General features: G+C 59.4%; 19 protein-coding genes and 2 pseudogenes. 7 read left to right on the top strand and 14 right to left on the bottom strand.

Annotation, left to right across the window (positions count from 1 at the left end):
* The 3 genes from O9X91_RS20820 to O9X91_RS20810 form a co-directional block, all read right to left on the bottom strand.
* Positions 1 to 963, bottom strand: a complete 963-nt coding sequence (locus tag O9X91_RS20820) for an ABC transporter permease (RefSeq protein WP_012475959.1) — start codon at positions 961 to 963, stop codon at positions 1 to 3.
* A gap of 22 nt (positions 964 to 985) precedes the next feature.
* Positions 986 to 2,482: a sugar ABC transporter ATP-binding protein gene (locus tag O9X91_RS20815; RefSeq protein WP_077768141.1), complete on the bottom strand. Its 1,497-nt coding sequence runs from the start codon at positions 2,480 to 2,482 to the stop codon at positions 986 to 988.
* 86 nt (positions 2,483 to 2,568) lie between these two features.
* Positions 2,569 to 3,600, bottom strand: coding sequence for an ABC transporter substrate-binding protein (locus O9X91_RS20810; RefSeq protein WP_161991478.1), 1,032 nt, complete (start codon positions 3,598 to 3,600; stop codon positions 2,569 to 2,571).
* 353 nt (positions 3,601 to 3,953) lie between these two features.
* Here O9X91_RS20810 and O9X91_RS20805 point away from each other — a divergent pair, with 353 nt between their 5' ends.
* Both O9X91_RS20805 and O9X91_RS20800 read left to right on the top strand, forming a co-directional pair.
* A complete protein-coding gene (locus O9X91_RS20805; protein ID WP_077768143.1) occupies positions 3,954 to 4,595 on the top strand; it encodes an SGNH/GDSL hydrolase family protein in 642 nt (213 codons plus the stop codon).
* 72 nt (positions 4,596 to 4,667) lie between these two features.
* Entirely contained in the window at positions 4,668 to 5,759 is a 1,092-nt protein-coding gene (locus tag O9X91_RS20800; RefSeq protein WP_234888140.1) for an ROK family transcriptional regulator, read from the top strand.
* 118 nt (positions 5,760 to 5,877) lie between these two features.
* On the opposite strand, the pseudogene O9X91_RS20795 reads toward O9X91_RS20800, so the two are convergent.
* Positions 5,878 to 7,116: pseudogene (locus O9X91_RS20795) on the bottom strand (methyl-accepting chemotaxis protein); the annotation flags it as partial.
* A gap of 1,586 nt (positions 7,117 to 8,702) precedes the next feature.
* Between O9X91_RS20795 and O9X91_RS20790 the strand changes: the two are divergent.
* Positions 8,703 to 9,461 (top strand): DeoR/GlpR family DNA-binding transcription regulator, encoded by a 759-nt coding sequence (locus O9X91_RS20790; protein ID WP_077768146.1) that lies wholly within the window; start codon positions 8,703 to 8,705, stop codon positions 9,459 to 9,461.
* 50 nt (positions 9,462 to 9,511) lie between these two features.
* On the opposite strand, the gene hisN is transcribed toward O9X91_RS20790, so the two are convergent.
* The 10 genes from hisN to O9X91_RS20740 all read right to left on the bottom strand — a co-directional run bounded on the left by hisN (position 9,512) and on the right by O9X91_RS20740 (position 20,963).
* Entirely contained in the window at positions 9,512 to 10,303 is a 792-nt protein-coding gene (gene hisN, locus O9X91_RS20785) for a histidinol-phosphatase (RefSeq protein ID WP_012475953.1), read from the bottom strand.
* Between the two features lie 3 nt (positions 10,304 to 10,306).
* The gene (locus O9X91_RS20780; RefSeq protein ID WP_077768147.1) at positions 10,307 to 11,245 is read right to left on the bottom strand and encodes a choline/ethanolamine kinase family protein; all 939 of its coding nucleotides are present in this window, start codon (positions 11,243 to 11,245) and stop codon (positions 10,307 to 10,309) included.
* A gap of 11 nt (positions 11,246 to 11,256) precedes the next feature.
* Entirely contained in the window at positions 11,257 to 12,186 is a 930-nt protein-coding gene (locus tag O9X91_RS20775) for a phosphotransferase (protein ID WP_012475951.1), read from the bottom strand.
* The gene (locus tag O9X91_RS20770; RefSeq protein ID WP_012475950.1) at positions 12,176 to 13,441 is read right to left on the bottom strand and encodes a Zn-dependent hydrolase; all 1,266 of its coding nucleotides are present in this window, start codon (positions 13,439 to 13,441) and stop codon (positions 12,176 to 12,178) included. Before O9X91_RS20770 ends, O9X91_RS20775 begins: the two co-directional genes overlap by 11 nt.
* Positions 13,434 to 14,192 (bottom strand): DeoR/GlpR family DNA-binding transcription regulator, encoded by a 759-nt coding sequence (locus O9X91_RS20765; RefSeq protein WP_161596387.1) that lies wholly within the window; start codon positions 14,190 to 14,192, stop codon positions 13,434 to 13,436. The genes O9X91_RS20770 and O9X91_RS20765 overlap by 8 nt, the downstream gene beginning before the upstream one ends.
* Positions 14,182 to 15,993: a dipeptide ABC transporter ATP-binding protein gene (locus O9X91_RS20760; RefSeq protein ID WP_077768149.1), complete on the bottom strand. Its 1,812-nt coding sequence runs from the start codon at positions 15,991 to 15,993 to the stop codon at positions 14,182 to 14,184. Before O9X91_RS20760 ends, O9X91_RS20765 begins: the two co-directional genes overlap by 11 nt.
* Complete coding sequence (locus O9X91_RS20755; RefSeq protein ID WP_012475948.1) at positions 15,994 to 16,911, bottom strand: ABC transporter permease; 918 nt, start codon at positions 16,909 to 16,911, stop codon at positions 15,994 to 15,996.
* A gap of 1 nt (position 16,912) precedes the next feature.
* On the bottom strand, positions 16,913 to 17,893 hold the full coding sequence (locus O9X91_RS20750; protein WP_077768150.1) for an ABC transporter permease: 981 nt from the start codon (positions 17,891 to 17,893) through the stop codon (positions 16,913 to 16,915).
* Positions 17,894 to 17,955: 62 nt separating this feature from the next.
* Positions 17,956 to 19,521 (bottom strand): ABC transporter substrate-binding protein, encoded by a 1,566-nt coding sequence (locus O9X91_RS20745; protein ID WP_012475946.1) that lies wholly within the window; start codon positions 19,519 to 19,521, stop codon positions 17,956 to 17,958.
* Complete coding sequence (locus tag O9X91_RS20740; protein WP_202048391.1) at positions 19,494 to 20,963, bottom strand: amidase; 1,470 nt, start codon at positions 20,961 to 20,963, stop codon at positions 19,494 to 19,496. The genes O9X91_RS20745 and O9X91_RS20740 overlap by 28 nt, the downstream gene beginning before the upstream one ends.
* Positions 20,964 to 21,324: 361 nt before the next feature.
* Between O9X91_RS20740 and O9X91_RS20735 the strand changes: the two genes are divergently transcribed.
* From O9X91_RS20735 to O9X91_RS20720, 4 genes and pseudogenes are all read left to right on the top strand, one after another.
* Positions 21,325 to 22,113 (top strand): N-formylglutamate amidohydrolase, encoded by a 789-nt coding sequence (locus tag O9X91_RS20735; protein ID WP_012475944.1) that lies wholly within the window; start codon positions 21,325 to 21,327, stop codon positions 22,111 to 22,113.
* Between the two features lie 241 nt (positions 22,114 to 22,354).
* Positions 22,355 to 23,779: an ethanolamine ammonia-lyase subunit EutB gene (locus tag O9X91_RS20730; RefSeq protein WP_077768183.1), complete on the top strand. Its 1,425-nt coding sequence runs from the start codon at positions 22,355 to 22,357 to the stop codon at positions 23,777 to 23,779.
* A complete protein-coding gene (gene eutC, locus O9X91_RS20725) occupies positions 23,776 to 24,522 on the top strand; it encodes an ethanolamine ammonia-lyase subunit EutC (RefSeq protein WP_012475942.1) in 747 nt (248 codons plus the stop codon). The genes O9X91_RS20730 and eutC overlap by 4 nt, the downstream gene beginning before the upstream one ends.
* Positions 24,523 to 25,140: 618 nt before the next feature.
* Positions 25,141 to 25,269 (top strand): annotated as a pseudogene (locus O9X91_RS20720) (IS110 family transposase); the annotation flags it as partial.
* Positions 25,270 to 25,415: the final 146 nt, after the last annotated feature.

Genomic DNA, 25,415 nt, shown 5'->3' with positions numbered 1-25,415 from the left:
TTAGAGCCCCATCTTCTTGCGTGTCTGGAAACCGACGACAAGGAGCAGGATGCCGCCCTTGATCGCCGTCTGAATGAACGGCGAAACGTTGACCAGGTTCATGCCGTTGGAGAGGAGCGCCAGTACCAGGGCTCCGATAATCGTTCCCTGCAGGCTGCCGACGCCGCCGGAGAGTTGCGTGCCGCCAATGGCGACGGCGGTGATCGCGTCGAGTTCGAAGAGAAGCCCGACATTTGGATCGCCGGAAACGATGCGGCCGGCCAGGAACACGCCAGCAAGGGCTGCGAAGCACGAGCAGGCAACATAGGCGAGGATGACGTTGCGCTTGTCGGCAACACCGAAGTTGCGCGTCGCGTCTTCGACGCCGCTGGCAATACCGCCGCCGATCGCGAAGAGATGCAGGCCGAACCGCGAGCCGTAGAGCAGTTTCCAGGCGACCAGGGCGACACAAATGCCCCAGAATATCGGCATGGGGATGCCGAGGAACGACCCCGAGACCGAGCTGATGACGACATCCGGAATGGTCCCGCCGGAGACCGGACGCAAGATGCGCGCAGCGCCGAGGACGATGTACTGCATCGCCAGTGTCGCGATGATCGGATGGACGTTGAGACGAGTGATCACGATGCCGTTGGTCAGGCCGAGCAGGGCCGCCAGCAGGAAGACTGCCGGGATCGTGATGTAGCCCGGAGCGTCCAGCGCGAGGATGGCCGTCGTGAAGCTGATCAGCGAGCCGACGGACAGGTCGAGGCCGCCGACGAGGATGACGAACAGCTGACCGACCGCGGTGATGACGAGCGGCATTGCCTGCGCGACCAGGTTGAACAGATTTTCCCGGTTCAGGAACTGGTCCGTCTGAATGATCAGAGCGATGCTGAGAACGATCGTGATCAGCAGGGGAACGATCCAGAGACCTTGGCGGCTCTGATTTCCCTTGAATAGTCTTGTGAGGGTCTTGGTCATCGGATTGGTTCTCTGTTGGCGTTCACGCGCTCAAGGCGGCGTCGAGGATGTCGTGCTCGGTCGCCTTGGCGGCGGGCATGTCGGCAACGACCGTGTCGCCATGGACGACATAGATGCGATCGCAAAGGCCGATGAGCTCGACAGTTTCTCTCGACAGGACCAGCACGGCCCCACCGTTCTGCGTGAAGTCGCGAAGCAGCTTGTAGATTTCAGACTTGGCGCCGATATCGACACCGCGCGTCGGCTCCTCGATCAGGAGGATGTCGAGATTGGCGGCGATATAGCGGCCAAGCAGGACCTTCTGCTGATTGCCGCCGGAGAGCGCGCCGACGGGCGCGGACGCATTGATCGTGCGAACGTTGAGCCGCTTGATCGTGTCGGCAACGAGCTTGCGATAGTTCTTCGCGGGGGAAAATCCTGCTCGTGCCGAATGGAGCGCGATCTCGATATTGTGCGCGATCGGGAGGTTGAGGAACAAGCCTTCCTCCTTGCGGTCCTCAGGAATGAAGCCCACGCCCATCTGCTGCAGCTTGCGCACACCGTTCTCGTTCGGCACGGGCAAGGCCAGCGATTTTCCGTTCAGTGTGATCGTGCCGGAAAACGGCTGGAATTTGCCGACCAGCGAGCGGAGGAGTTTTTGCTGACCCTGTCCTTCGAGCCCGGCAAGTGCGACGATCTCACCCTTGCAAACATGCAGTGAGAACGGCTTTGACGAAGCGCCGATCTTGAAGTGCTTGATGTCGAGCATCGGTTCGCAGGCTGCCGAGGCGTTCCTTGCCGGGAAAAGGTCCTTCAATTCCCGGCCGACCATCATTGCGATCAGCGATGTCGGCGTCATTTCCGAAAGCGGGCGCGTGCCGATCAGCTTGCCGTCTTTCAGAACCGTGACCGTGTCGCATATCTGGAAAATTTCATCCATGCGGTGCGAGATGTAGACGAGGGCCTTGCCCGCATCGCGCAGTCGGCGGATATGCTTGTTGAGGATCTCGACGTCAGCGGCGTTGAGTGCGGCGGTCGGCTCGTCGAGAATGAAGATCGAGGCATCGGCTTTGATGCCATGGGCGATTTCGACGAATTGCCGTTCGGCAATCGTGAGGTTCGAAACCAGCGTCCGCGGATCAAGATCGAGCGACAGCTCTTTCAGCGCCTTTCCGGTTTCGGCATTCATCCGTTTGTAGTCGACGGTGCCGAAGCGCGTTACGGGCTCGCGCCCGAGAAACATGTTTTCGGCGATCGTCAGGTTCGCCAGAAGCGTCATCTCCTGGAAGACCGTCGATATGCCGAAGTCGAGCGCCTCTTTCGGATTGAGGAAGGCGATCTTGTGTCCGTTCTTGAAGATCTCGCCGCTATCAGGCTGGTGAACGCCCGCGAGGATCTTCATGAGCGTCGATTTGCCAGCGCCATTCTCGCCCATCAGGGCATGGACGGAACCCGGCAAGAGCTCCAGCGACACTCTATCCAGTGCCAGACTTCCGCCAAACGACTTTGAAATGTTCGACATTTCTATAAGGTTGGCCATTCGTTCCTCCCAATCCATGCAGCTCCGCTCGGTCACCATCCGCCGGTTCCGGAATGAAACCGGCGGATGCGCCTTGGGAGGCTATTTTAGTTCTTGGTATAATACTTCTTCAGGTCGTCCTCGGAGAGCTGGGAAGGCCACCAGACGTTCGCCGAGAGATCGTCGCGGTAATACTTCTTGACCTTCTCCAGGTCCCAGCCCGGAGGATTGTAGTCGTAGTGCTTGTAGAGCTGCTTGCCCTCCAGCAGTGCGACAGCGGCATGCACGCCTTCGGCGCCCTGGGCCGGCGAATATTCAGCCGAGATCGACTGGAAGCCGTCATGGATCCACTGGCCGAAGAAGCCGTTGTTGCCTTCTCCGGAGATCGGCGGGATCTTGGCGCCGAACTGCTTGAAGACGTCGACGCAGGCGCGCGTCATGTCGGCACCCGACGACCAGATGCCATCGACATCGGGGCTGTTCAGGTAAAGCGTTTCGCAAACGCTCTTGCCCTTGTCGTACTGCCAGTCACCGTGCTCTTCGGCGACGATCTTCACGTTCGTGCCCTTGAGGGATTCCAGAAGGCCATTATAGCGGTTGGTGTCTTCCGGATGACCGGCGAGACCGCGCAGAACCCAGATCTTGCCGTTATCGCCGACGGTCTTGACGAGCCAGTCGCCCATGACCTTGCCGAAGTGCTCGGCGCCGCCCTGGATCTCGGTCGTGTAGTCTTCTGTTTCGACGCGACCGGTATGAACGATGACCGGGATGCCGGCGGCAATCGCCTTCTTCATGGAGGCGTTTGCGGAGGTGGAGGTGACCGGCTGCACGATGATCGCGTCGACCTTCTGGGCGATCAGGTCTTCGATGTCGGCAACCTGCTTCTTCTGGTCAAAGCCGGCGTCGAGCAGGATGAACTTCTTGATGCACTTGTTGGCTGCGGCCGCCGCTTCCGATTCGTGAGCAACCTGAACGGTCCAAGTGTTGGCGTTGACGCCAAAATCGCTCATGCCGATAACCCAGCCGCAGTCCTTCTTGTACTTCCCGGCTTCCGTCTGCGGATTGTCGCCAGCCTTCGGCGTGATGCCGTCCATAAACTTGACTTCATCCGCCCATAGCGGGCCCGCGGTCGACGCCATCAAAAGCGTAGCCCCGAGGATAGATTTCACATAGCCGTTCACGAGATTTCCTCCCTTGCTCAAACACCGTCGTCCTCTCGACGTCGGATCTCCATTGCCACGGAGACACATTTATCCAGGCCGCTGAAGCGGCTTTAATCGCGGGCCAAAGCCATTGGATGACTGGGCTGGCTATGTTCAGTTCCTGGAAAATCTTGCTCTCCCATTCATAGAAATGCCACACGGATAAACGGCTGTCAATAATTATTCAGACTGAATGAATATCAATAAACTTGCACCATGGATCGACAAAGGCCATAATCGCCGTTGAATGTTCATGCGTCTTTATGATTTGCCATAAAGGTGGGGAGGAAATGCGGTCAGTCTTATGTTACGGCGACTCGAATACGCATGGCCAGATTCCGGGCGGCTCGCCGCTCGATCGATATGGGCCGGACGAGCGCTGGCCAGGCGTTTTGAGACGGGAGCTTGGAAGCAAGTGGTATGTGGTCGAGGAGGGCTTGAGCGGCCGTACGACGGTTCGAGACGATCCGATCGAAGGCCCGATGAAGAATGGCCGAACCTACCTCCGGCCATGCCTCATGAGCCACGCAATCCTCGATCTCGTCATCATCATGCTCGGGACGAACGACCTGAAAGCCCGTTTCCACCAGCCTCCCTCCGAAGTGGCGATGGGGATTGGCTGCCTGGTCTACGATATCCGGGAGCTGGCGCCCGGTCCGGCCGGCAAGCCCCCCGAAATCATGGTGGTTGCTCCACCGCCGATGCTGGACGATATCAAGGAATGGGAACCCATATTTTTCGGCGCCCAGGAGAAATCCCGGCGTCTCGCCCTCGAATTCGAAATCATTGCCGATTCGCTCGAAGTACATTTTTTTGACGCCGCCACCGTCGCGGCTTGCGATCCGCGCGATGGCTTTCACATCAATCGGGAAGCGCATGAAGCCTTGGGAACGGCGCTCGCCAGGGAAGTCGAGGCGATCGGTTGGAGATGATGATATTGCCGCAGCGACGTTACGAATGGATGCCAGTACATCTTTATGCCTTACTCCAAGAGGATTGCATTGATGCCTGATATGCGTTTTGCACCACCCAATCCCTTGCGTATTGCCGATCGGGCAACCGGCCTGAATGCGGTCAGCGTGCGCAGTTACAATGAGCGCCTGCTGCTGTCGCTGTTGCTTCAGAACAGCGAGATCACCCGATTGGAGATCGGCGAACGGACGGGCCTTTCAGCCCAGACTATTTCGGTGCTGGTCAGGTCGCTGGAGCAGGAAGGACTGGTTGCGAAGGGGGAAGCCCAGAAGGGACGGGTCGGGCCTCCGACCGTTCCGGTTGCCCTCAATCCGGAAGGGGCCTTTTCGATCGGCATCAGTGTCGGCCTGAAGCGTACCGACGTCGTTCTGATCGATTTTGCCGGCGCCGTTCGCTATCATATGCAATTGCCTAATCCGCAGCCCGAACGCGACAGCAACCAGACAATGTTCATCGAGACCATTCGTCAGGCGGTGAACATCGTCCCCAAGAATGCTCAAAAGCGTCTAGCCGGCATTGGCCTTGCGCTTCCGTCGAGCGCTTCGGAGGGGCGTGAGGAAAAGGCCTACTTCGACTCGCTCCAGAAGGAAGTCGAGGAGCTTACCGGCTACTCGGTGTTCGTGCAGAACGACATTACGGCTGCGGCCAGCGGCGAAAGCATGTTCGGTGTCGCCAAGCCGTTTTCCGATTATCTCTACTTTTATATCGGCGCGAACCTCCACAGCCGCCTGGTCTTGAACCACCAGATCCACCACGGCAATTCGGTGGTCAGTTTCGATGTCGGCGTGGCATCTTTGGAATCCGTATTGACCGCCGTGGGCGCGCCAACGGATCACCTGTGGCAGCCGCTCGCACCATGGCCGGAGAACAGTCTGGTTCTCGAATGGGAAGGCAAACTGGCGGAAAAGATGCAGGGCATCGTCAAGTCGCTCGCGCAATTTGTCGAGCTCGAAGCGGTGATCGTTTCTTCATTCGTGCCGAATGTCGTCTATCGGAACATCTGCGTCTCGCTGCAAAAGCTGGTTCCCGAAGTGACCGTGATGCCGAGCGGCATATTGAACACGCCGAAGGCCGTCGGTGCTGCAAGCCTGCCATTCATCTCCCGTTTCATGGTGGAAAGTTGAAGACCGTGGTGGCGGCTGGGTTCACCGCCACCATCCCAGCCCGACATGCGCGGGACCGGCCGTAGAAGAGGCCTTGAAAGAACGGGACGCCGCGTCAATCGATGTCAACTGCGGCAAATCACGCCGCCCGACTGTGGGCCAACGCCGCTTCATCTTCGCCTCCGATTTGAAAGTGCTGGACCAGCGCCAACAGGCCGTCAGCCTGGGAGGCGAGTTCGCGGCTCGCGGCCGTCGTCTCCTCGACCATCGCCGCATTGTGCTGTGTCATCTGGTCCATCTGATTGACGGTCGAGTTGACCCCCTGCAGCGCACTCGACTGATCGTGGCTGCCGCGGGCGATCGTCTCGACATGCTGACTGATCGTGACGATCTGCGAGCTGATCTTCGCAAGGACCGAACCGGTTTCCTGGACCAGATGCGAGCCGGTATTGACCTCGGCCGTCGACTTGTTGATGAGGACCTTGATCTCCTTGGCCGCCTTGGCGGAGCGCTGCGCCAGTTCACGCACCTCCTGGGCAACGACGGCAAAGCCTTTGCCCGCATCGCCGGCGCGTGCCGCCTCGACGCCGGCATTCAACGCCAGCAGATTGGTCTGGAAGGCGATCTCGTCGATGACGCCGGTGATCTGCTCGATCTGGCGGGAGGCTTCTTCGATCCGGCCCATCGCATCGATCGCATTGTTGACGACGATGGCTGAATCGTCGGCGCTCTGCTTGGCCTGGCGGACGATCTGGTCGGCATCCTTGGCACGTTCCGCCGACGAGCGAACCGTGACGGTGATCTCGTCGACGGCGGCTGCCGTTTCTTCGAGCGAAGCAGCCTGCTGCTCAGTCCGTTTGGCAAGATCCTCGGCCGCCTCGGCCATCTGGTTGCCATTGCCCTGGATCATTTCGACATTGTCGCGGATCTGGCGCATCGTCGCCTGCAGCCGCATCATCGAGCCGTTGAAATCCTTCCGCAGTTGGTCGAGGGAGGGCGCGAAAGGAGTCGCAATGCGATGATCGAGCCGCCCGTCGGCCAGGTTCTTCAGGCCGGCGGCGAGTGCCGAGACCGCATGTTCCAGCTCGGCCGCGCTTTTTTCCCTGTCCGTCTCGCGGAGTTGCCTTTCCTCTTCGATCTGACGGTTACGCTGGATCGCCTCCTCCTCCATTCGCACCTTGTCGACTGCCCCCTGGCGGAAGGATTCGAGCGCCCGCGCCATGATGCCGATTTCGTCAGAACGCGAGACGGACCGGATCTCGATTGCCTGATCGCCATTGTTCAGGCGGTTCATCAGGCCTGTGATGTCCGCGAGCGGCTTCGTAAGACGGGAGGAGAAGATGTACCCGACGATACCCATTCCGAAAAGGACGGCGAGAGCGGTCAGCGCGGCCCACTTTGCAAGCTCGTTTGCCGAGGAGACGACATTAGCCTTGCTCTGGCCGATGACGAGAAGGTGCGGCTGACCAAAGAGGGTGACAGGGACGTAGGAGTAAAAATTTGAACCATGGGCCCCATCAGCGAAGACGGAGCCATTCTTCTGCTCGTTCGCGGCCTTGAGCAGCTCCGGCGGCACTCCATTTTCCGCTGCGACGTTGCCTGCTCTCAAGGTGCCGTCGGCGGCAATCAGAAACGCCTCGTCGACGCTCCGTCCCAAGCCCTCGGGCGAAATGAGCGCCAAAAGCTTTGCCGGCGCGATACGGATCACGACGGTGCCGCGCTTGACGACAGAGCCCCAGACAACGTTGGCAAGGGGTTTGGCAAGAAAAGCCGAAACATCGCTTTCCTCGCTTTTGAACGAAACGAACCCCGTCCGATACACTTGGTCGGCCGGTCCGGCGATGGATGAGGCAAACAGGGACTTCAGGGCGGCATTCTGCGAATCCTGGACGGCCGCCATGAACTCGGGTCCCTTGGTGACCGTATAGACCACCTGGCCATTGTTATCGATGACGAAGATATCGCTGAGATCGGCATTCTTCCAGGCGCTGAAGAGTGGCCCATGCACCGAGCTATGCTTGACGGCATAGAGCATCTTGACGGTCGATCCGTCGAAAGCCGCTCTTTGTGCGGGGCTCTTCGACATGTCCTGGAACGCCTCCCTTATCTTGGCATCAGACATTGCGATGGCCTTTCCGGCCTGCTCCGTCATCTCTCCGAGCGACTGGCTCTGCGCGATCTCGGTCAGCGTCTGCTCGACCCGTTCATCATAGGCCCGGAGCGCCTTCGATTGATTGGCTGCAATCGCTTCAAGGCGGATCTTGCTCGCCTCGATCAAACCGTTCTTTCCGATCTGGTAGCTCAATGCTCCGACAGACGCGCAAGAGACGATCGCTGTCCCTATGATCACCACGGCAAACTTGGCCTTAATGGATCGCATGCGGTGGGACAATTGCAAAGCATTGTGGAAAATCTGCATTTTGAATCCATTTCGAGTCAAACAGTTGCTAATCATCATCGACGACAGTTCTGAAAAATCCGTTACGGGTCATAACTTTCTTTCTATTTTCAATATGTTGCTTAGGCACGCCCTCAAGAACCTTGAGGTTTTCAGATGTTGCTTTTGTGGATTTTAGCTCAATTCTCCGGTGATATGCCCTCAATATTCCAACATTCCCACATGGAGCAGGGACAGAATCGCATTCACTCCGGACCAGGATTTCGATCGAAGGGTTCATTTTGTATGGAAGGCAAGCGCGTTGCTGATCACATAGGCAGCGATTCTCGCGCGGGCGGGATGGTCATTGCGCGGTGGAAGATCGCGTAATTTGTTTGAAAGATCCGCAAACACCACATAAATACACAAATCCAAGGACAACGTCGTCGACTTCCCGGTTCACCGTCATCCTTACAAGCATCTCGCAACCTTTTCCGAAGGCTTGCGAGATAGATCTGCCGCTTTAAGGGATTGTCAGCATCAGCGTTGCTGTCGACCCCCGCACCGACCCGAGGACGAAGCTGTCAATGTCGAGTGAAGTTCGCAAAGAAGTCATTCTCGAACGACTCGATCGTGATCAACGCGTCAGCGTTCTGGAGCTTTCGACAGAGTTCGGTGTTTCGGGTGAAACCATTCGGCGCGACCTGAAGGATCTGGAGGCCGAGGGAGCCGTTCGGCGCGTTCACGGAGGCGCTATACCGGCCGGCCGAACCGCGGATGTGCCGATTACCGACCGCATCAGATTCAATGCGCTCGAAAAGGACGCGGTCGCGCAGATGGCGCGCAACCTCATAACCGACGACTGCGCCATTTTCCTCGACACAGGCACCACCACCCTGTCCCTTGCGCGCCACCTGACTGGCTTCAAGAAGCTGCGGCTCTACACCAATTCCCTGATGATCGCGCAAGCCGCCTGCCAGCATTTCGGCGTCCGGGTCCAAATGACGCCGGGAAATCTCCGCCCGATTGAGCAGGATCTGGTCGGCTATGATACGCTGTCCTACATCCAGCAATTCCACTTTGACATGGTCTTTATGGGTGCGGCGGCAATCGCGGCGGAGTATGGCTTCATGGACTATGAAGAGGATGAAGCGCGAATTCGCCAGGCTCTGCTGAAGCAGACGGCCAGAAGCATCATGCTGGCCGATCATTCCAAGTGCGGCAAGACGGGCAATGTCATTACCGCCGCATTTTCCAGCGTTAACACATTGGTCACCGATCAACGTCCCCCGGCAAATATATTGGCGGCCGCCAAAAGGGGCGACCTCGAAATCATCCACGGTTGACCATACCGAAAGCGTCAGACCGGTGTCCGCCGTCTGAGGAAGCCCCGTGGTCAATCCCCGTGCAGGAAAGCCATGATTTGCGCATGCAGGGAGGAATTTGCCGCCGCCACGATACCGCCGCCATTTTCTGCCGGTCCCCCGTCCCAGTCCGTCACGACGCCGCCGGCCTGCTCGATGATCGGAATGAGGGCAACGATGTCGTAGGGATAGAGGCCCGCTTCCACGACGCAGTCGATCTGCCCTGCCGCAAGCATGCAATAGGCATAGCAATCGGTCCCGTAACGCGCGAGCCGCACTTGTTTTTCGAGCCGGTCGTAGCTTGCTCTCCGGTCGGCTTCGAAGATCGCCGGCGTCGTTGTGAAGAGCGTCGCGTCGGCAAGGTTCTTCGTCGCGCTGGTTGCGAGCCGCGTTTGTCCGTGCTGGCCCTCGTAGTATGCGCCGTTGCCCGTCGCATAAAACAATTCCCCGATAAAAGGCTGCGCCATCATGCCGGCCACCGCATCACCATCCCTGGTCAGCCCGACAAGCGTGCCCCAGAGCGGGATACCTGATATGAACGACCTGGTTCCGTCGATCGGATCGATGACCCAGACCAGGCCCGCATCCGCGCCTTCATTGCCGAACTCTTCGCCCAGGATGCCGTGATCGGGATATTCCGAACGGATAAGCGCTCGAAGCGCTTTCTCCGTTTCGCGGTCGGCTTCGGTGACCGGATCGAACCCGCCGGCAATCTTGTTGACGACGGCTCCCGGCAACCGGAACCGGGGCAATGTCTCGCGGGCGGCAACTGCCGCGAGGCGGCGAAGAAAATCGGGAGAGATCACCTCTTCAGTGCTTTGCATGTGTCAGACCGCCTTCAGCCATTGCGGCCACAGCGAATTGCTCATTGCGAAACGCGCGCGCATATGTTTCCAGAACCCATATTTGAAGAAGTCGAAGTCAAGACGCGAGACTTCGTTCTGCACCATCGCCCAGGTCGACCATTTGAGGTCGACGAGAGCCTTGAACAAAGCGATCCGCGCCAGAACGCCCGGATCCGCCCGGCCATAATATTCCTCGATCAGTTCCTTTTCGGTCTCCGGCGAGAAGCACATCTCGCAGAACCAAAGCGCGAGTTCCGCCGCCCGATCATTGGTGGAGGCGTATTCGAAATCGACAAGCATGACCCGGCGATCGGAATGAAGGAGGAAATTGCCGGCCAGTGTGTCGTTCATGCAGGGCGCGAGATCGAGACCCGATGCCTCGAGCGCAGCTCGCGCCTCGCGATAGCGCGCATTCATCCAGCCGAAGTCGCTCGGGAAATCGCCGCCAAGCTCCAGGACCTGCTGGAAATGTTCGTCGATCATGTCGAAGGTGGTCTTTCGCTGCGAAAGCGGTGCGGTGTCGTTGAAGGCCTTCAGCGCACGAAGACCGTTGAGGCGGATGACAGGATCAAGAAAATCGGCGTTTGTCGATGTTCTGAGCCCCTCGACGAATTCACTCACCTCGACCCCCGTTTCGGGGAAGAACTCGATGATCCGGGCGCCGACGCCCGCCTCGTGCGCCCTGCGGCCGGCTTCGTTGGCAGTTCTCCGGTCGATGAACATTTCGGTCCCAGCGCCGGGTATCTTCACGAAGAAGCTGTGCGGCGCACCTTCGACGTAAACCCGCCAGTTGGGATTGCTGATGCCCCCGGGTACTGGTTCGTAGGAAACCTCGAGGCCTCGCCAGTCCGCCACGGCTATGATGGCCTGCTCGATCGCCTGCTCGGCCTGCGATGCGCCTTCACCCAATCTCAGTCTCATCGCTCTCTCCATCAGACCTGTTTCAGCCATGTTTCAAAGCGTGGTCCTTCGATGACCGTGCGGGCTCTCAGAAGCCGCCATTCGGCGTATTTGAAGAATTCAACATGCTTGCGCGGCGAGCGTGCGGCATTGATGAAGCCCCAAAGCGCCCACATGAGATCGTCGGCCGCTCCATAAAGGCGTGCCCGCGCGAGCACGCTCGCATCCGGCTTTCCGGTTGCGATTTCAATGGCCAGCAGCGCCTCGCCATCGAATGGGAGGAGTTCGGCCAGCACGGTTCCGATATCGTACGCGGGGTCCGCCTGGCGCGCCCACTCGAAATCGACCAGCCGAACTCCGTCGTCCGGTCCGACCATGACGTTCGACGAGATGCCGTCCGCGTGGCACGGGACCGTATCGACACCTGCGGCGCCGATGGCGCCGGCAATGCGCTCGACGGCAGCAGAGACGGTGAATACCGGTGCTGGCAAGATCACATCCGCTCCTTCGGCAAGCTGCCGGTAGGCGGCAACGAGCTCGAAAACGCTGCGCGTTTCGCCAAGCCTCTCAGCCTGATGGAAGCTGCGTTTTGCCGTCAGAAGATTTTCGAGAACCCGCGGGCGGCGAAGGACATCGGCATGCCCCCACGCCCATTCCTCGCCAAGCGCTTCGAATACCAGGACGCCGCCCTCGGGAGCGGCATGGATGAGCCGCGGGGCAATGCCCAGTTCGCCTGCCTTGCGGCTGGCCTCCGCCACATGGTTCAGGGCAACAAACCGAGACATGTCATCGTGGAGACGTTTGACGAAAACCCGCGGCTGATCCGCCTTGCTTGCGAAAAAGCAGAGATTTTCGACGCCGCGGTGAATGGGCGACACCACTCCGCCAATCGGAGCTGAGAGGGTGGCGCCGGAAAGGCCGACCGCGTCGAGCGCAGCCTGAACTGCAGCATCATCCTGCATGGAACTCTCCCTCAATGATGTTGCGAAGCGTGGCGGTCAGCACCGCCAGCCCCGCCTGCACGTCCTGTGGCTCGGTCAGTTCGTCGGGATGATGGGCGATGCCATCGACGCTCGGAATGAAGATCAGCGCCGACGGGATACCACTGTTTTGCAAGGCGACAGCATCGTGGCCTGCAACCGAACGCATGGTCAATGGCTCGAAACCGCAAGAACGTGCCGTGCGATCGACGAGTGCCATTAACCGCCTGTCCATGCTGGCGGGATCGCGCAAAGTATCGGCGACGATTTCCAGCTGCGTGCCGGTTTCGGCTGCCGCCTTTTCGAGCGCGGCAAGGGCGAGCTCACCTGCCATGTCGAGTTCGGCCACGTCAGGCCCCCTGAGCTCGAACCACACAGTCGCCCGGTCGACGACAACGTTCGGCGAGTTGGGCTCGACCACGAGGCGCGCAGCGGAGCGGTGGAGGAGGGGATGGCTGGCCGCGACGACTGCTTCGAAGGCGGCAATTCCTCTTGCTGCGGCGAGAAGCGCATCTCGGCGATCGGCCATCGGCGTCGGACCCGTATGCGCTGCCCGGCCGATCCAGCGGACGGTCTTCTTGCGCGCCGCCCAGGTTCCTTCGACGACGCCGATCTTTCGGCCCGCTTCGAGAAGTTTCCGTCCCTGCTCGACATGCAGCTCGACATAGGCTTTCGGGGGAGGGGGAACAATTCCCGAACTGCCGCTGACGCCTATGGCCTCGAGCGCGCGCTTGAGGGATACGCCGTCTCCGTCGCGTAGTTCCAATGCATCGCCAAGCGCCAATGCGCCGGAGAAGACCGTGCTGCCGGTCAGGCTCGGCTGGTAGCGGGCGCCTTCCTCATTCGTCCAGTTGACCACCGCGAGGTTGTAGCGCGGTTTGCACAGTCCGCGTTGCACCTCGGCGTGAATAGCGAGCGCGGCCTGTCCGGCAGTCAGGACACCCAAGGTGCCGTCGAAACGACCGCCTCGGGGTTGGGTGTCCAGATGCGAGCCCGCAAAAATCCAGGGCGCATCCTGACCGGCCCAATCGAAGCAGGCAAACTGATTGCCGATCGCATCATTCGCGATCTGGACGGCTGCCTGTTCCATCCACACGGCAAAAACACCTCGCGCCATGCCGTCCTCGGCGCTCGCCGCGAGGCGCGTCACTCCCGCTCCGGGATGAGCACCGATGGCAGAAATTCGGTCGAAGATCGCATCGAAATCCGTCCGCCGTGTCGTCGCCGCGTCAAGCATGGATGATCTCCAGTTCTTCTGCCCGAACGGCGCCGAGGATGTCTTCCGGCGGACGCCGGTCGGTCACAAGCGCACCGATTTGCCCGAAGGGAGCGGTGATCACATTGCCGACCCTTCCAAACTTCGAATGATCGGCCAGCATGACGCTTCGCGAGGACCGCTTTATGAGGATCTGACGGATTCGCGCCTCGTCTTCTTCATAGTCCATGAAGCCATATTCGACATTGACTGCCGCGGCACCCATGAAGACCATGTCGAAGTGGAACTGCTGGATGTAGGATAGCGTGTCATAGCCGACCAGGTCCTGCTCGACCGGTCGCAGATTTCCAGGCGTCACGTGCACGCTGACGCCGAAATGCTGGCAGGCGGCTTGTGCAATCATCAGGGAATTCGTGTAGAGCCGAAGCTTCTTGAAGCCGATCAGCCGGCGCGCGAGCGCAAGCGTCGTCGTGCCGGTATCGAGGAAGATCACACAGTCGTCATTGATCAGGTTGCGCGCCACGCCGGCAACCGCATCCTTCTCAGTCGAGTTGAGCTTGATGCGCTCGGTAATCGGCGTGTCGGCTGTGCGGCCGGCTGGAATTGCGCCGCCATGCACGCGGCGCACAGCACCTTCTGCTTCGAGGTTCTTCAGATCGCGGCGAATGGTTTCGCCCGAAACGCCGAACTCTGCTGAAAGCTCGACAACGCTGACGCGCTGATCACGGCCGAGACGCTCCAGGATGATCTCCTTGCGGATCTCACTGGACATGGACCGCCTCGTCCTCATGCCGATGCAGGCAGGCTGCGTAATTCCCGCCATCAGAACCCACAAGCATCGGATCGGTCTTTTCGCAGTCGCTCTGCGCGCGCGGGCAGCGCGAACGGAACGAGCAGCCGACCGGAAGATGAATGGGGCTCGGGGGCTCGCCATCGAGCAGATATTGCGCGCCCGGGAAACGGTTTTCCTCCAGCGTCGGCATGGCGCTCAGCAGCGCCCGCGTATACGGGTGGTGCGGATGTTCAAAAAGCGTCGTGTTGTCAGCCAGTTCGACGATGCGCCCTAGATACATGACCGCCACGCGGTGACAGATACGACGGACCAGCGCCAGGTCGTGAGATATGAAAATGTAGGAAAACCCGTGTGCCGCCTGGAGCCGTTTGAAGAGATCGAGGAGCTCGGCCTGCTCGACCTGGTCGAGCGCCGACAAGGTCTCGTCAAGGATCAAGAGGCGCGGCTTCAGCACCAGGGCTCGAGCAATGTTGATGCGCTGGCGCTGCCCGGCGCTAAGCCCCACAGGCAATCGTTCGGCGAGGTCCGCATGAAGGCCGACTTCGCGCATGGCCTCCTGCGCGCGCTGCTCGGCATCACGCCGGCCGACGCCGTGGATCAGAAGCGGCTCCTCGATCATGCGTATGATCGACATGCCCGCCGGCAGCGATCCATAGGGGTCCTGCAGCAGAAGCTGGAACGATTTGCGCATCTCCGTCAACGAACGAGCAGAGAGACTCGAGAGGTTCTTCCCGAGGAACGCAATGCGACCGGCATTTGGCTGTTCGAGCCAGGCAAGCAGGCGCGTAAGCGTGGATTTGCCGCAACCGCTTTCCCCGACGATGCCAAAATTTTCACCCGCCTTGACGGTAAAGGACACGTCCCGAACCGCCTTGACTTCGTTGAAGGCATTGAACGCATCGCGCCGGCGCACGCTATAGGTTCGGGTTGCATTTTCGACGGTCAGGACAGCCTCACCGTCTTTTGCTTCCGGCGCCGACACGTTCTTCCAGATCGATGGAATGCGCGAGAGGAGGGCGCGCGTATAGGCTTGCTGCGGGTTGGCAGCAATATCGGCAGTCTTGCCCCGTTCGACGATGCGGCCGCCTTGCATGACGAGCGTTCGCTCGGCAATCTGTGACACCACCGGTAACGACGAAGAGATAAACAGGAACGCCGTGTCGAGGCTTTGCCTGAGGCTGTCGATAAGCCGGATAATCTGGGCTGCGACCGTTACATCGAGCGGCTGCGTAATATTGTCGGCGATAACAAGCGATGGCTCGGAAACGAGCGCATCGACAATCATCACGCGCTGCATCATACCGCCGGAGAATTGGAAGGGCGCCTCGTGGAAGCGAGAGCGCGGTGAGGGAATATGCACCCGGCCAAGGAGATCGAGAACTTTTTCCTTCGCTTCCGCCTTACCGATATCAGGCCGGACAGATCGAAGCTTCTCGACGATCTGATGGCCGATCGGCAGCCTCGGATCAAGCGAACCCATGGGGTTTGCACCGATGAAGCCAATGCGGTTTCCTCTGATCGACCGAAGACCCCGCGCATCGAGGGAGAGGACGTCCTTTCCTTCAAAAATCACCTGACCGGAAGAGATTTCCAGCGGTGCTTGAATGGCGTTCACCATGGCACGCGCCAGCACCGACTTGCCCGATCCGGCTTCGCCGACGAGGCCGAGAACTTCGCCTGGCTGGAGCGCAAAGTCCACATTGTCGACGATGCGCCGTTTGCCGCCATCCCGCAGGAGATCGACCGAGAGATTGGAGACAGCTAGGATTGGATCACTCATTTACGCATCCCCTCTCAGAACCGCATTGCGCGCGCGCTCCAACGCCGAACCCATCAGATTGAGGCAGGTCAGCGATATCAGCAGGAACAGACCGGGCATCGTCGCGATCCACCATGCGTTCAGCAGATACTTTCGTGAATCCGCGATCACGTTGCCGAATGTCGGTGTCGGCGGCTGAACCCCGAGACCGAGAAAGCCGAGGATCGACTCGAAGATCATCATGCGGGCGATATCGAGCACAGCGACGAAGGCGATCGGAGGCAGAACGACAGGCGCCACAAACAACAGCATGATGCGAAGGTCCGAGGCACCGAGAACCCTCTCACCGAGAACATAGCCGCGATTGCGTTCGCCGAGCGCCACGGATCTCGCGACGCGGGCATAGAGCGGCCAGCCGGAGAGGCCAAGCACGAGGATGATCGCAGGCACGGTCGGGCGTGACACGCCGAGAATGGTGATGGCAAGAATGATCATCGGAATTGACAGCTGAGCATCGGTCAGCCGCATGATGACCGTATCGAGCCAACCACCACGAAAACCGGCAAGAAGACCGAGACTGCAGCCGACGATGAACATCAGAACCACGGTCGTCACGCCGATGAACAGCGAATAACACAGTCCGACGAGACAGCGCATCAGAACGTCACGGCCGAGTTGATCGGTACCGAGCACATAAGGCCATTGCCAGCCCTCGGAAGGGAATGGCGGAATAAACTTGTGGCTGTAGGCCATCTTGAGCGGATCAACCGAACTGACAAATGGCAGGAGAATCGCAAGTCCAAGCAGCAATCCGAAGCCGATGAGGCCAATGCGAAAGTCGAGGCGCCCCACGGCAATTTGCAACATGCGTCTGGTCGGTGTGGTGCCGCGCTTGACGACGGTGCGCTCGGTGGCGCTCAATTCTACGATATCGGTCATCTCAGTATTCCAGTCTCGGATCGATGGTCATCGCGATAAGATCGACCAGGATGTTGATCACCACGAACATCACGGAAATGAAGATCGCGACGCCCTGGATGAGCGGAAAGTCGCGCTGTTGAACGGCATTGATCGTCAGGAGCCCAAGGCCCGGATAGTCGAAGATGAACTCGACCACGAGGACGCCGCCCAGAAGCATGCCGAGTTGCACACCCAGCAAGTTGATCAACGGGACCGCGGAATTGCCCAGCACATGCGAGAAGATCGTGCGCCCGCGGCTCAGGCCTCTAACAGCAGCAAGCTGAATGAAGTCTTCGCGCAACACCTGAGCGACAGAAACGGTCAACGTACGCAGGATGAACGGCGCAATCTCCACCGCGAGCACGATCGCGGGCAGAATGGTGTATTCGAAGCCGTTGTAGCCGATCGCGGGCAGAAGCCTGAGCTTCACCGACAGAAAGAGCGTCAGCACGATGCCCAGCCAGAAGTTCGGGGTCGAGACGAAGATCGACCCCAATGCGAGCGCGAGTTTGTCGGGCCAGCGACCCTGATAGAGCCCGCCGGCAAGGCCGAGCGGAACAGCAACGAGCAACGCGATGACCAGTGCGACGGCTGCGAGCTGCAGGGTCATCGGGAGTGTATCGAGAATGAGATCTAGGACCTTCGCCCGCTCTTCGCGTGTCGGGTCGTTATAGGCCGAGCCGGCCAGGCTCGCCCCGCTCTTCGGCCTGACGAACGACGTGCCAAGATCGCCGGTCGCCAAATGGCCAAGATAGGAGACGAATTGCAGCGGGATGGCCCGATCGAGACCAAGTTCCTTTGCCTTCATCGCCACGACCGCATCAGGGGCCATGCCGCCGACGATAAGGCGCGCGGGGTCACCCGGCACCACACGCAACAGCGTGAAGATGATGAATATGACGAGAAGGATGATCAGGCCCCCCTGCAGAAGCCGTCTCATCAGGAATGATAGAAGGAACATGTACTTACCCTAGTCTGTCGGGGCCAAGGCGGCCACTGCCAGGCAGTGGCCGCAGCGCTGGATCAGGCCAATGTCGCCTTGTTGGCGTCCATCATACCATTCGGGTAGATGTAGAGACCACTCAGGCCATCACGCATGCCGTGGATGAAAACGGACGTGAAGAGAGAAAATGATGGCGTCTTCTCCGCCAGCAACGGCATCAGCTCGGTCTGAATGACCTTCTTGCGTTCCTCGGGCTTTGAGGCGTTGCGCTCTTTGTCGAGGGCAGCATCGATTTCCGGATCCTGGATGCCGCAGATGCGGTGCGTCGTCGAGTGGAAATGGGTCCTCAGCACCAGATCGGGTTCCGGCGAACCCGTCGACCAGCCGCAGTCGATCATATGACCGGGCCCGCCGCCGGGACGATCGTAGAGCGCGTCACCCCAGGCCGCGACTTCCATGACGTTGAGCTTGACGGGGAAGCCCTGTTCCTGAAGCATCGCCGTGATGGCCTCGGCATATTCCTTGGTCTTCGGGTAGAAGCCGACCGACGTGATGTATTCGAGTTCGGGCAGACCTTCGCCCTTCGGGAAGCCGGCTTCCGCCAAAAGCTTCTGGCACTGGTCCGGATCGAACTTCGGATAGTTCGGGATATCGACATAGCCGAACTTGACCGGAGACACGTAGCAGTTCGACGCGTGACCGGAAACGCCGAGAATATCGTCGATCACCGACCGGTCGATCGCGTGGCACACGGCGCGACGCAGTCTCCAGTCGTTGAAGGGCGGCTTCGAGCAACGGAACCAAAGATACTTGTTCTCGACCGAGATCGCCTTGTGAAGCTGGAAGCCGCCGGTCTTTTCGATCGTTTCGACCTGTTCGGCTTCAAGGCGTTCGATAAGGTCGGCCTCGCCATTCAGAAGCGCCAGTGTCCGGGTCGTCGCATCGCCGACGAAGCTGAAATGCAGTCCGGGAATCGTCGGCTTGCCGAGGTAGAAATTGTCGAAGGCCTCGAGAACGGTCGTGTTGCCGTCCTGCTTGACGAACTTGAAACCACCGGTGCCGTTCGGCCGGGCAGAGAGCGTCTTCGGGTCGGCGACGTCCTTTGCCGACATGATCGGCAGGAAGGAGGACAGGAACCAGAAAAGGCTTGCGGGGTAGCCGGCCTTGTCGGTCTTGACGCGCGCGACGTAATCGCTGACGACTTCGACTTCACAGGGACCGGGATACCAGGCGGCCGGTCGGTCGGGGCGACTTGCATACTCGAATGTCGCCTTGACGTCTTCGGCCCTGAACGGCTTGCCGTCGTGGAAGGTGACGCCTTCGCGCAGCTTGAATTCGAGCGTGTGCTCGTCGATCAGCTTCATCTCGGTCGCCAGTTCCATGACGAGCTCGTCAGGCTTTTCCGGCGTCATCGGTGCGCGGGTTAGATAACCGAACACAAAGCTCTCAAGGTTGATCTGCGCCAGCGTCGTGTGAGAAGACGGATCCCAGTTGCCGGTCAGAGTTTCGGCCGAGAGAAATTTAAGGACCTTGTTTTCCGCGGCATTGGCCGGGTTGACCAGGAACTTAGTATTGAGGATAGGCATGCCAAGTGCGATGCCCGCAAGCGCCGAACTCTTTAAGAGCGATCTTCTATTGAACTCCATGACGACATCTCCACAGTTGATTTGCTGGGCGTTCCCCACCCCATCTTGTCGCCAGCAACGACAAGTGGAGGATTGTTGTTTTTGAAAAGATGGTCCTCGGCCTGCTGGCAGAATGCCATGACAAGCGCATCGGCGTGGCGACGGCCGACGACCTGCAGGCCAACGGGCAACCCGTTGACGGTCAGGCCGCAAGGCAACGAGGCTGCCGGGTTGCCGGAAAGATTGAAGGGATATGTAAAGGGCGTCCAGCCCGTCCACGCGAGGACTTCCGAGGGCGATTGGAACCCTTCGGGCGCCTCCCGATCCGCCGCAAACGGCTCGACCGGGATGGTTGGCAAGAGGAGCAGGTCGACGTCCTCAAAGAGTGCGTGCACGCGACCAGCAAATTCCGCGCGCGCTTTCGCAGCCGAGAGATAATCCTTAAGATCGTAGCGTGCCGACGCTTCGACGAGCGCACGGAAACCGCTGCCAAAATCGGAAAGATCCGACTGGGACCCATAGGCGACGCCCCGGCCGGCAACCCAGAGTGTCTCGAAGATACGGATCGGATCTTCCCAGTCCGGGGAAACCGAACGAACATCGATAGTGAGCGCCTTGGTGAGCGCATCGACCGCTTCGCGCACGACCCGGTCGATTTCCGGCGCGACTTTGAACCCGAAGAGGCTTGGTGCAAAACCAATCCGGAGGGACTTTGTCGATCGCGTTTCAGTGTAATCTGCTCCGTCGTCCGGCAGCGCCTGATGGTCTCGCGGATCGGGCCCCTTGGCAATATTGAACAAGAAAGCGCTATCCTTTGCCGTGACGCTCATCGGACCGGCGTGGGACAGCATCTCCGTCGCGCTCCAGGGCCAAGCCGGAACGCGCCCCAGCGAGCCCTTCATGGCAAACACACCGCAGAAAGCTGCCGGGATGCGCACGGAACCGCCACCATCGGACCCCAATGTGAAGGGAACCATTCGGGCCGCGAGCGCAGCACCCGAACCCGAGCTCGAACCACCACTTGTGAGCTTGGGGTCCCATGGATTGCGCGTCGGGCCATAGAATTCGGAAAAGCCGGAACCGGACCACCCCATTTCGGTAGTTGTCGTCTTGCCGATGATGATAGATCCGGCGTCAATCATCCTCTGGACGATCGGCGCCGTCATCTTGGGAGCGAAATCCTTATAGGCACGAGATCCGCGCTGGCATAGCTGCCCTTCCACGAAGAAGAGGTCCTTCACGCCCATCGGGATACCATGAAGAGGACCACGGAACCGACCTTCGGCTGCCTCGCGATCGCAGGCCCTCGCTTCTTTGAGGGCCTGTTCTTCAAACACCTGGCTGAAGGCATTGACGATGGGGTTCAGCCGCGCAATGCGCGCCAGGCATTCCTGAACGAGCGCTTCGGATGTGAGCTTGCCGGAAACAATTGCTGAGCTGAGCGAAAGAACTGAAAAATCCACGATTGCGATCTCCTTGGAATGTGGATTTATGTGGATATTTTGCGTTTGTCAACACACCCGATGAGGGTTTTTCAATTTCCGTAGCTAAGAAAATCGCCATGAGAGTGATCGCGGCTGACAGCACAAGCGTCGGCACAGGATGGGAATTGGATAAAATGCTCTGAGGATCTGCCTTACAAAAAGGCATATTTTGCAGGCATTTTGCCCATGTTTTCGGCAACAGTTAGAAATCGGCGTAGCGAACGAGGGGCCGTGACGTGGCGAAACCTCCACCGCGACAGAGGGCTACTTTATGCAATGTTGATATCATGTTGCTTTTATTGTTTTCGTTGTTATTGTGTGGATATCAACGGAGACTGTTATGGGTAAATTGTCGTTGCTCGCCCCTGGCGAGTCTGCAATCGCGATCGAAAACAAGGCCGCGCTCGGCAAGTTTGTAATCGTATGCGAGCATGCTTCACACCTGATCCCGCCTTCACTCGGCGACCTCGGCCTTGATGCGTCTGCGCGTTCAAGTCATATCGCCTGGGATCCGGGCGCCCTGGAACTCGCACGATATCTTTCGTCATCTCTCGATGCGGTCCTCTATTACCAGCGCTTTTCGCGGCTCGTTTACGACTGCAATCGCCCGCCGGAGGCAGTGTCTGCAATTGTTGGCAAAAGCGAGATCTATGACGTTCCGGGAAATCAGAGCATGCCGGAAGCAGATCGCCTGACGCGGATCAACGAGATTTATCTACCCTTTCGTGATGGACTGTCCGAAATTCTCGCCTCTCGCAAGGCCCAGGGGCGCGGGACGATGCTCGTCACAGTCCATAGTTTCACCCCCGTCTATTTCGGCAAGAAGCGCGAGGTCGAGATCGGGATATTGCACGACAGCGACACGACGCTCGCAGATGCAATTCTCGCGGAATTCGAAGGGGCCGATCGCAAGTATGTCGTCATGCGCAACCAGCCATACGGTCCAGCCGATGGGGTCACGCACACGCTCGTCGAGCACGGCATCGCGAACGGTATTCCAAATGTCATGATAGAGGTGAGAAATGACCTCCTGGTGGCCGCGGATGACCAAGCTGCGGTTGGCAGCTATCTCTCCAGGCTCATTGGAAAGGCAGCCTCGACAGTGAAGGCCGGGCAAACGGTCAGTTGAAGCCGCCTCGGGCAATCGAGTTCCGAACGCCTCATGATCCATGGCGGATCCGAAATGCTTCGGTCACGGCTTGCATCGTCCGGAGGCACCTTAGGAGCACAAGCCCTTCGATGAATGGACCGCGCGCGCCCAAGCCAGGAGTGGCATGGATCGTGCATAGCTTTCAGGAGGCATGGCGCCCGCACTGCCCAGTTCGGGCTGGACTTACAATCTTGAAGGTAGCTTCGCCCTTGCGCAAGAAATGGGCTGCCTGATACCCACGAGCGGAGATAAAATGTATTCGATCATACTTGGACGCGAGCGCCATGTCTTCGCCGACCTGAAATCGGTCATGGCCTGTGCCTCGCCACTCAAGTCAGGCGATGTGCTTGCGGGGGTTGCAGCGTCAAGCAACGAGCGGCGGGTCGCTGCCCGCTGCCTGCTTGCCGACATGCCGCTCAAGACATTCCTGGAGGATCTGTTGATCCCCTACGAAGTCGACGAGGTCAGCCGGTTGATCATCGATCGCCACGACCCAATTGCCTTCGCGCCAGTTTCACATATGACGGTCGGCGAGTTTCGCAATTGGCTTCTCTCCTACGACGCGACAACCGAAAGGCTGGCAGCACTTGCGACGGGCCTCACGCCGGAAATGGTCGCGGCGGTCTCCAAGATCATGCGCAATCACGATCTGATCACCGTTGCCGGTAAATGTAACGTGGTCACTGCCTTCCGCTCCACCATCGGCCTGCCGGGCAGGCTGTCGAGCCGGCTCCAGCCCAACCACCCGACCGACGATCCAGAAGGCGTCGCCGGTTCGACACTCGACGGCCTTCTCTACGGAATCGGCGATGCGGTGATCGGCATAAATCCCGCCACCGACAACCTCGATGCCTGCACCAGGTTGATGGTCCTTTTCGACCGGCTGCGCGAGCGGTTCGAGATTCCCACCCAATCCTGCGTGCTGACTCATGTCACCACTTCCATCAAGGCGATCGAGGCCGGGGCGCCGCTCGATCTTGTGTTCCAGTCGATTGCCGGCACTGAGGCTGCCAACAATGGTTTCGGCGTCGATCTCGCCGTTCTCAGGGAAGGCAATGACGCCGCGCTGTCGATGAAGCGCGGCAGCGTCGGAAACAACGTGATGTATCTGGAGACCGGTCAGGGCAGCGCTCTTTCGGCAGATGCACATCACGGCGTGGATGAACAGACGGTCGAGGTGCGGGCTTACGCAGTCGCACGTGAACTCCGCCCGCTGCTCGTCAACACCGTGGTCGGTTTCATCGGACCGGAATATCTGTTCGACGCCAAACAGATCATTCGCGCCGGGCTAGAGGATCATTTCTGCGGAAAACTGCTCGGTGTGCCGATGGGGGTCGATGTCTGCTATACCAACCATGCCGAGGCAGACCAGGACGACATGGACAATCTGATGGTGCTATTGACTGTCGCGGGCGTCAGTTTCATGATTGCCGTGCCCGGCGCTGATGACGTCATGCTTAACTACCAGAGCCTGTCTTATCACGATATTGTCGGCCTCAGGCATCAGTTCAATCGTCCGCCGGCGCCCGAATTTGAGGCTTGGCTCAATCGCATGGGCATGCTTGATCACTCGGGCCGGCTGGCGCCCGCCAGCGCCTCGGGCCAATTCTCTCGCAATCTCTTGAGCTACGGGGTGTCCGCATGAGTTGGGGTCGAGACCCGTTTGAGCGCTTCCGCCATTCGACACGCGCCCGGATTGGACTCGGTAGAGCGGGCGACGCGTTGCCGACCTCGGCAATTCTGGATTTCCAGCTGGCCCATGCGAAGGCCAGGGACGCCGTGCACGGTCAAGTGGATTTTGTCGCCCTCGCCAAGCAGCTTGCACCGGTATCAACGATCCGGATCAGGTCCTGCGCCACGGATCGTACCATCTACTTGTCGCGCCCGGATCTGGGTCGCCAGCCGCTTGCAGCCGATCTTCCAATGCCAGGGGATAGCCATGACATCGCGTTCGTCATCGCGGACGGGCTTTCCGCCTCGGCGGTCGAGCGTCATGCCGTTCCGCTTTTCAAGGCATGCATGAAGCGTCTTGGCGGCTTCAGTGTCGCCCCGGTGATTTTGGGCGAACAGGCGCGGGTAGCATTCGGCGACGAGGCGGCGGCGGCGTTCGGTGCGGAGGTTGCAATCGTCCTGATCGGCGAGAGACCGGGGTTAAGCGTGCCTGACAGTCTGGGTGCCTACATCACCTTCCGCCCCCAGGCAGGACGGCGCGACAGCGAGCGTAACTGCATTTCGAATATTCACGCCGACGGGCTCGGCTACGAGATTGCCGCGGATAAGATCGCCTGGATCGTCCGGGAGGCGCTGCGCTTGCAGTTGAGCGGTGTGGCGCTTAAGGAGGGTGCCGAGAGTTCGGCAAAAATCTCTTCGAACCCTGGGCAAGAATGAAGCCTGAGGCGCGATCACCGAGGGCTGTCCTGACGCTCCCCTCTCGTTCGGTGGGCGAGCCTCTTGGAATCACCCCGAGTGCGAAAGGTTCACCGTTCGGATCGGGGAGGGCAACTCGGAACTCTTGCCTAGCCACCTGCTTGACGGCAGCTTTGTCGGCAATGGCCTTGGTCACACCCGACGCCATCCGCGGTGCTGGGGAGGCAAACCGGGCGAGAGGTCCGACCGGCCGACGAGATCGCAAAGCCGTGCGGCCTCACCCCGCGCGCGAGGCGCTCGCCGCGTTGCTCGCTTTGCCATCGCTGCATTCTGCTGATGATTTGGTCTATCAGGTTGACTGCCGTATTGACCTCGGCAAGGCGGACCGACTGTTCGCGTGCCGACGTCGCGCTCGAGTCCGCGTCATGATTTACCGTGACGATATAGCCTTCGATGGTCTTCAGCACCTGACCGGTTTCGCTCGCCAGCTTGACGCCACTCTGGACTTCCGCAGGCGTGAACTGCGCCCAGCGCTCTGCGAGAGTGTGGTCGCACGGGGTGCAATCAAGCTCCAGGAGACGATCATGAAGCTTCCCAGAGTCATTACGACAATAAGACCGAAATCCGCACAGAGGTGCAATATTCGTGTTCCTTGAGTTAAGCCGAGCGACATGGTTGGTCACATCATTGTCGGTAGGTGGCGGTGAGAAGATCTCGAAGCATACGGTTCAGCACGCAGACGTCGGCGGACTGTTGTCGCGCTTCGCCTAAAGGCATGAAAGTCGCGTTTCAACGAACAGGCTCGATCGAACCAGCGACCCAACGTTAATGATTACAAACTGCAAACCGTAACCCTTAAAGGTAAACATTTCCAAAGTTTCATTTGTAGCGATTTTGAATTTTTCATGTGTAGA

The organism is Agrobacterium salinitolerans, assembly GCF_027498475.1.
GTDB lineage: Bacteria > Pseudomonadota > Alphaproteobacteria > Rhizobiales > Rhizobiaceae > Agrobacterium > Agrobacterium salinitolerans.
This window is presented reverse-complemented; position numbering and strand designations above follow the sequence as displayed.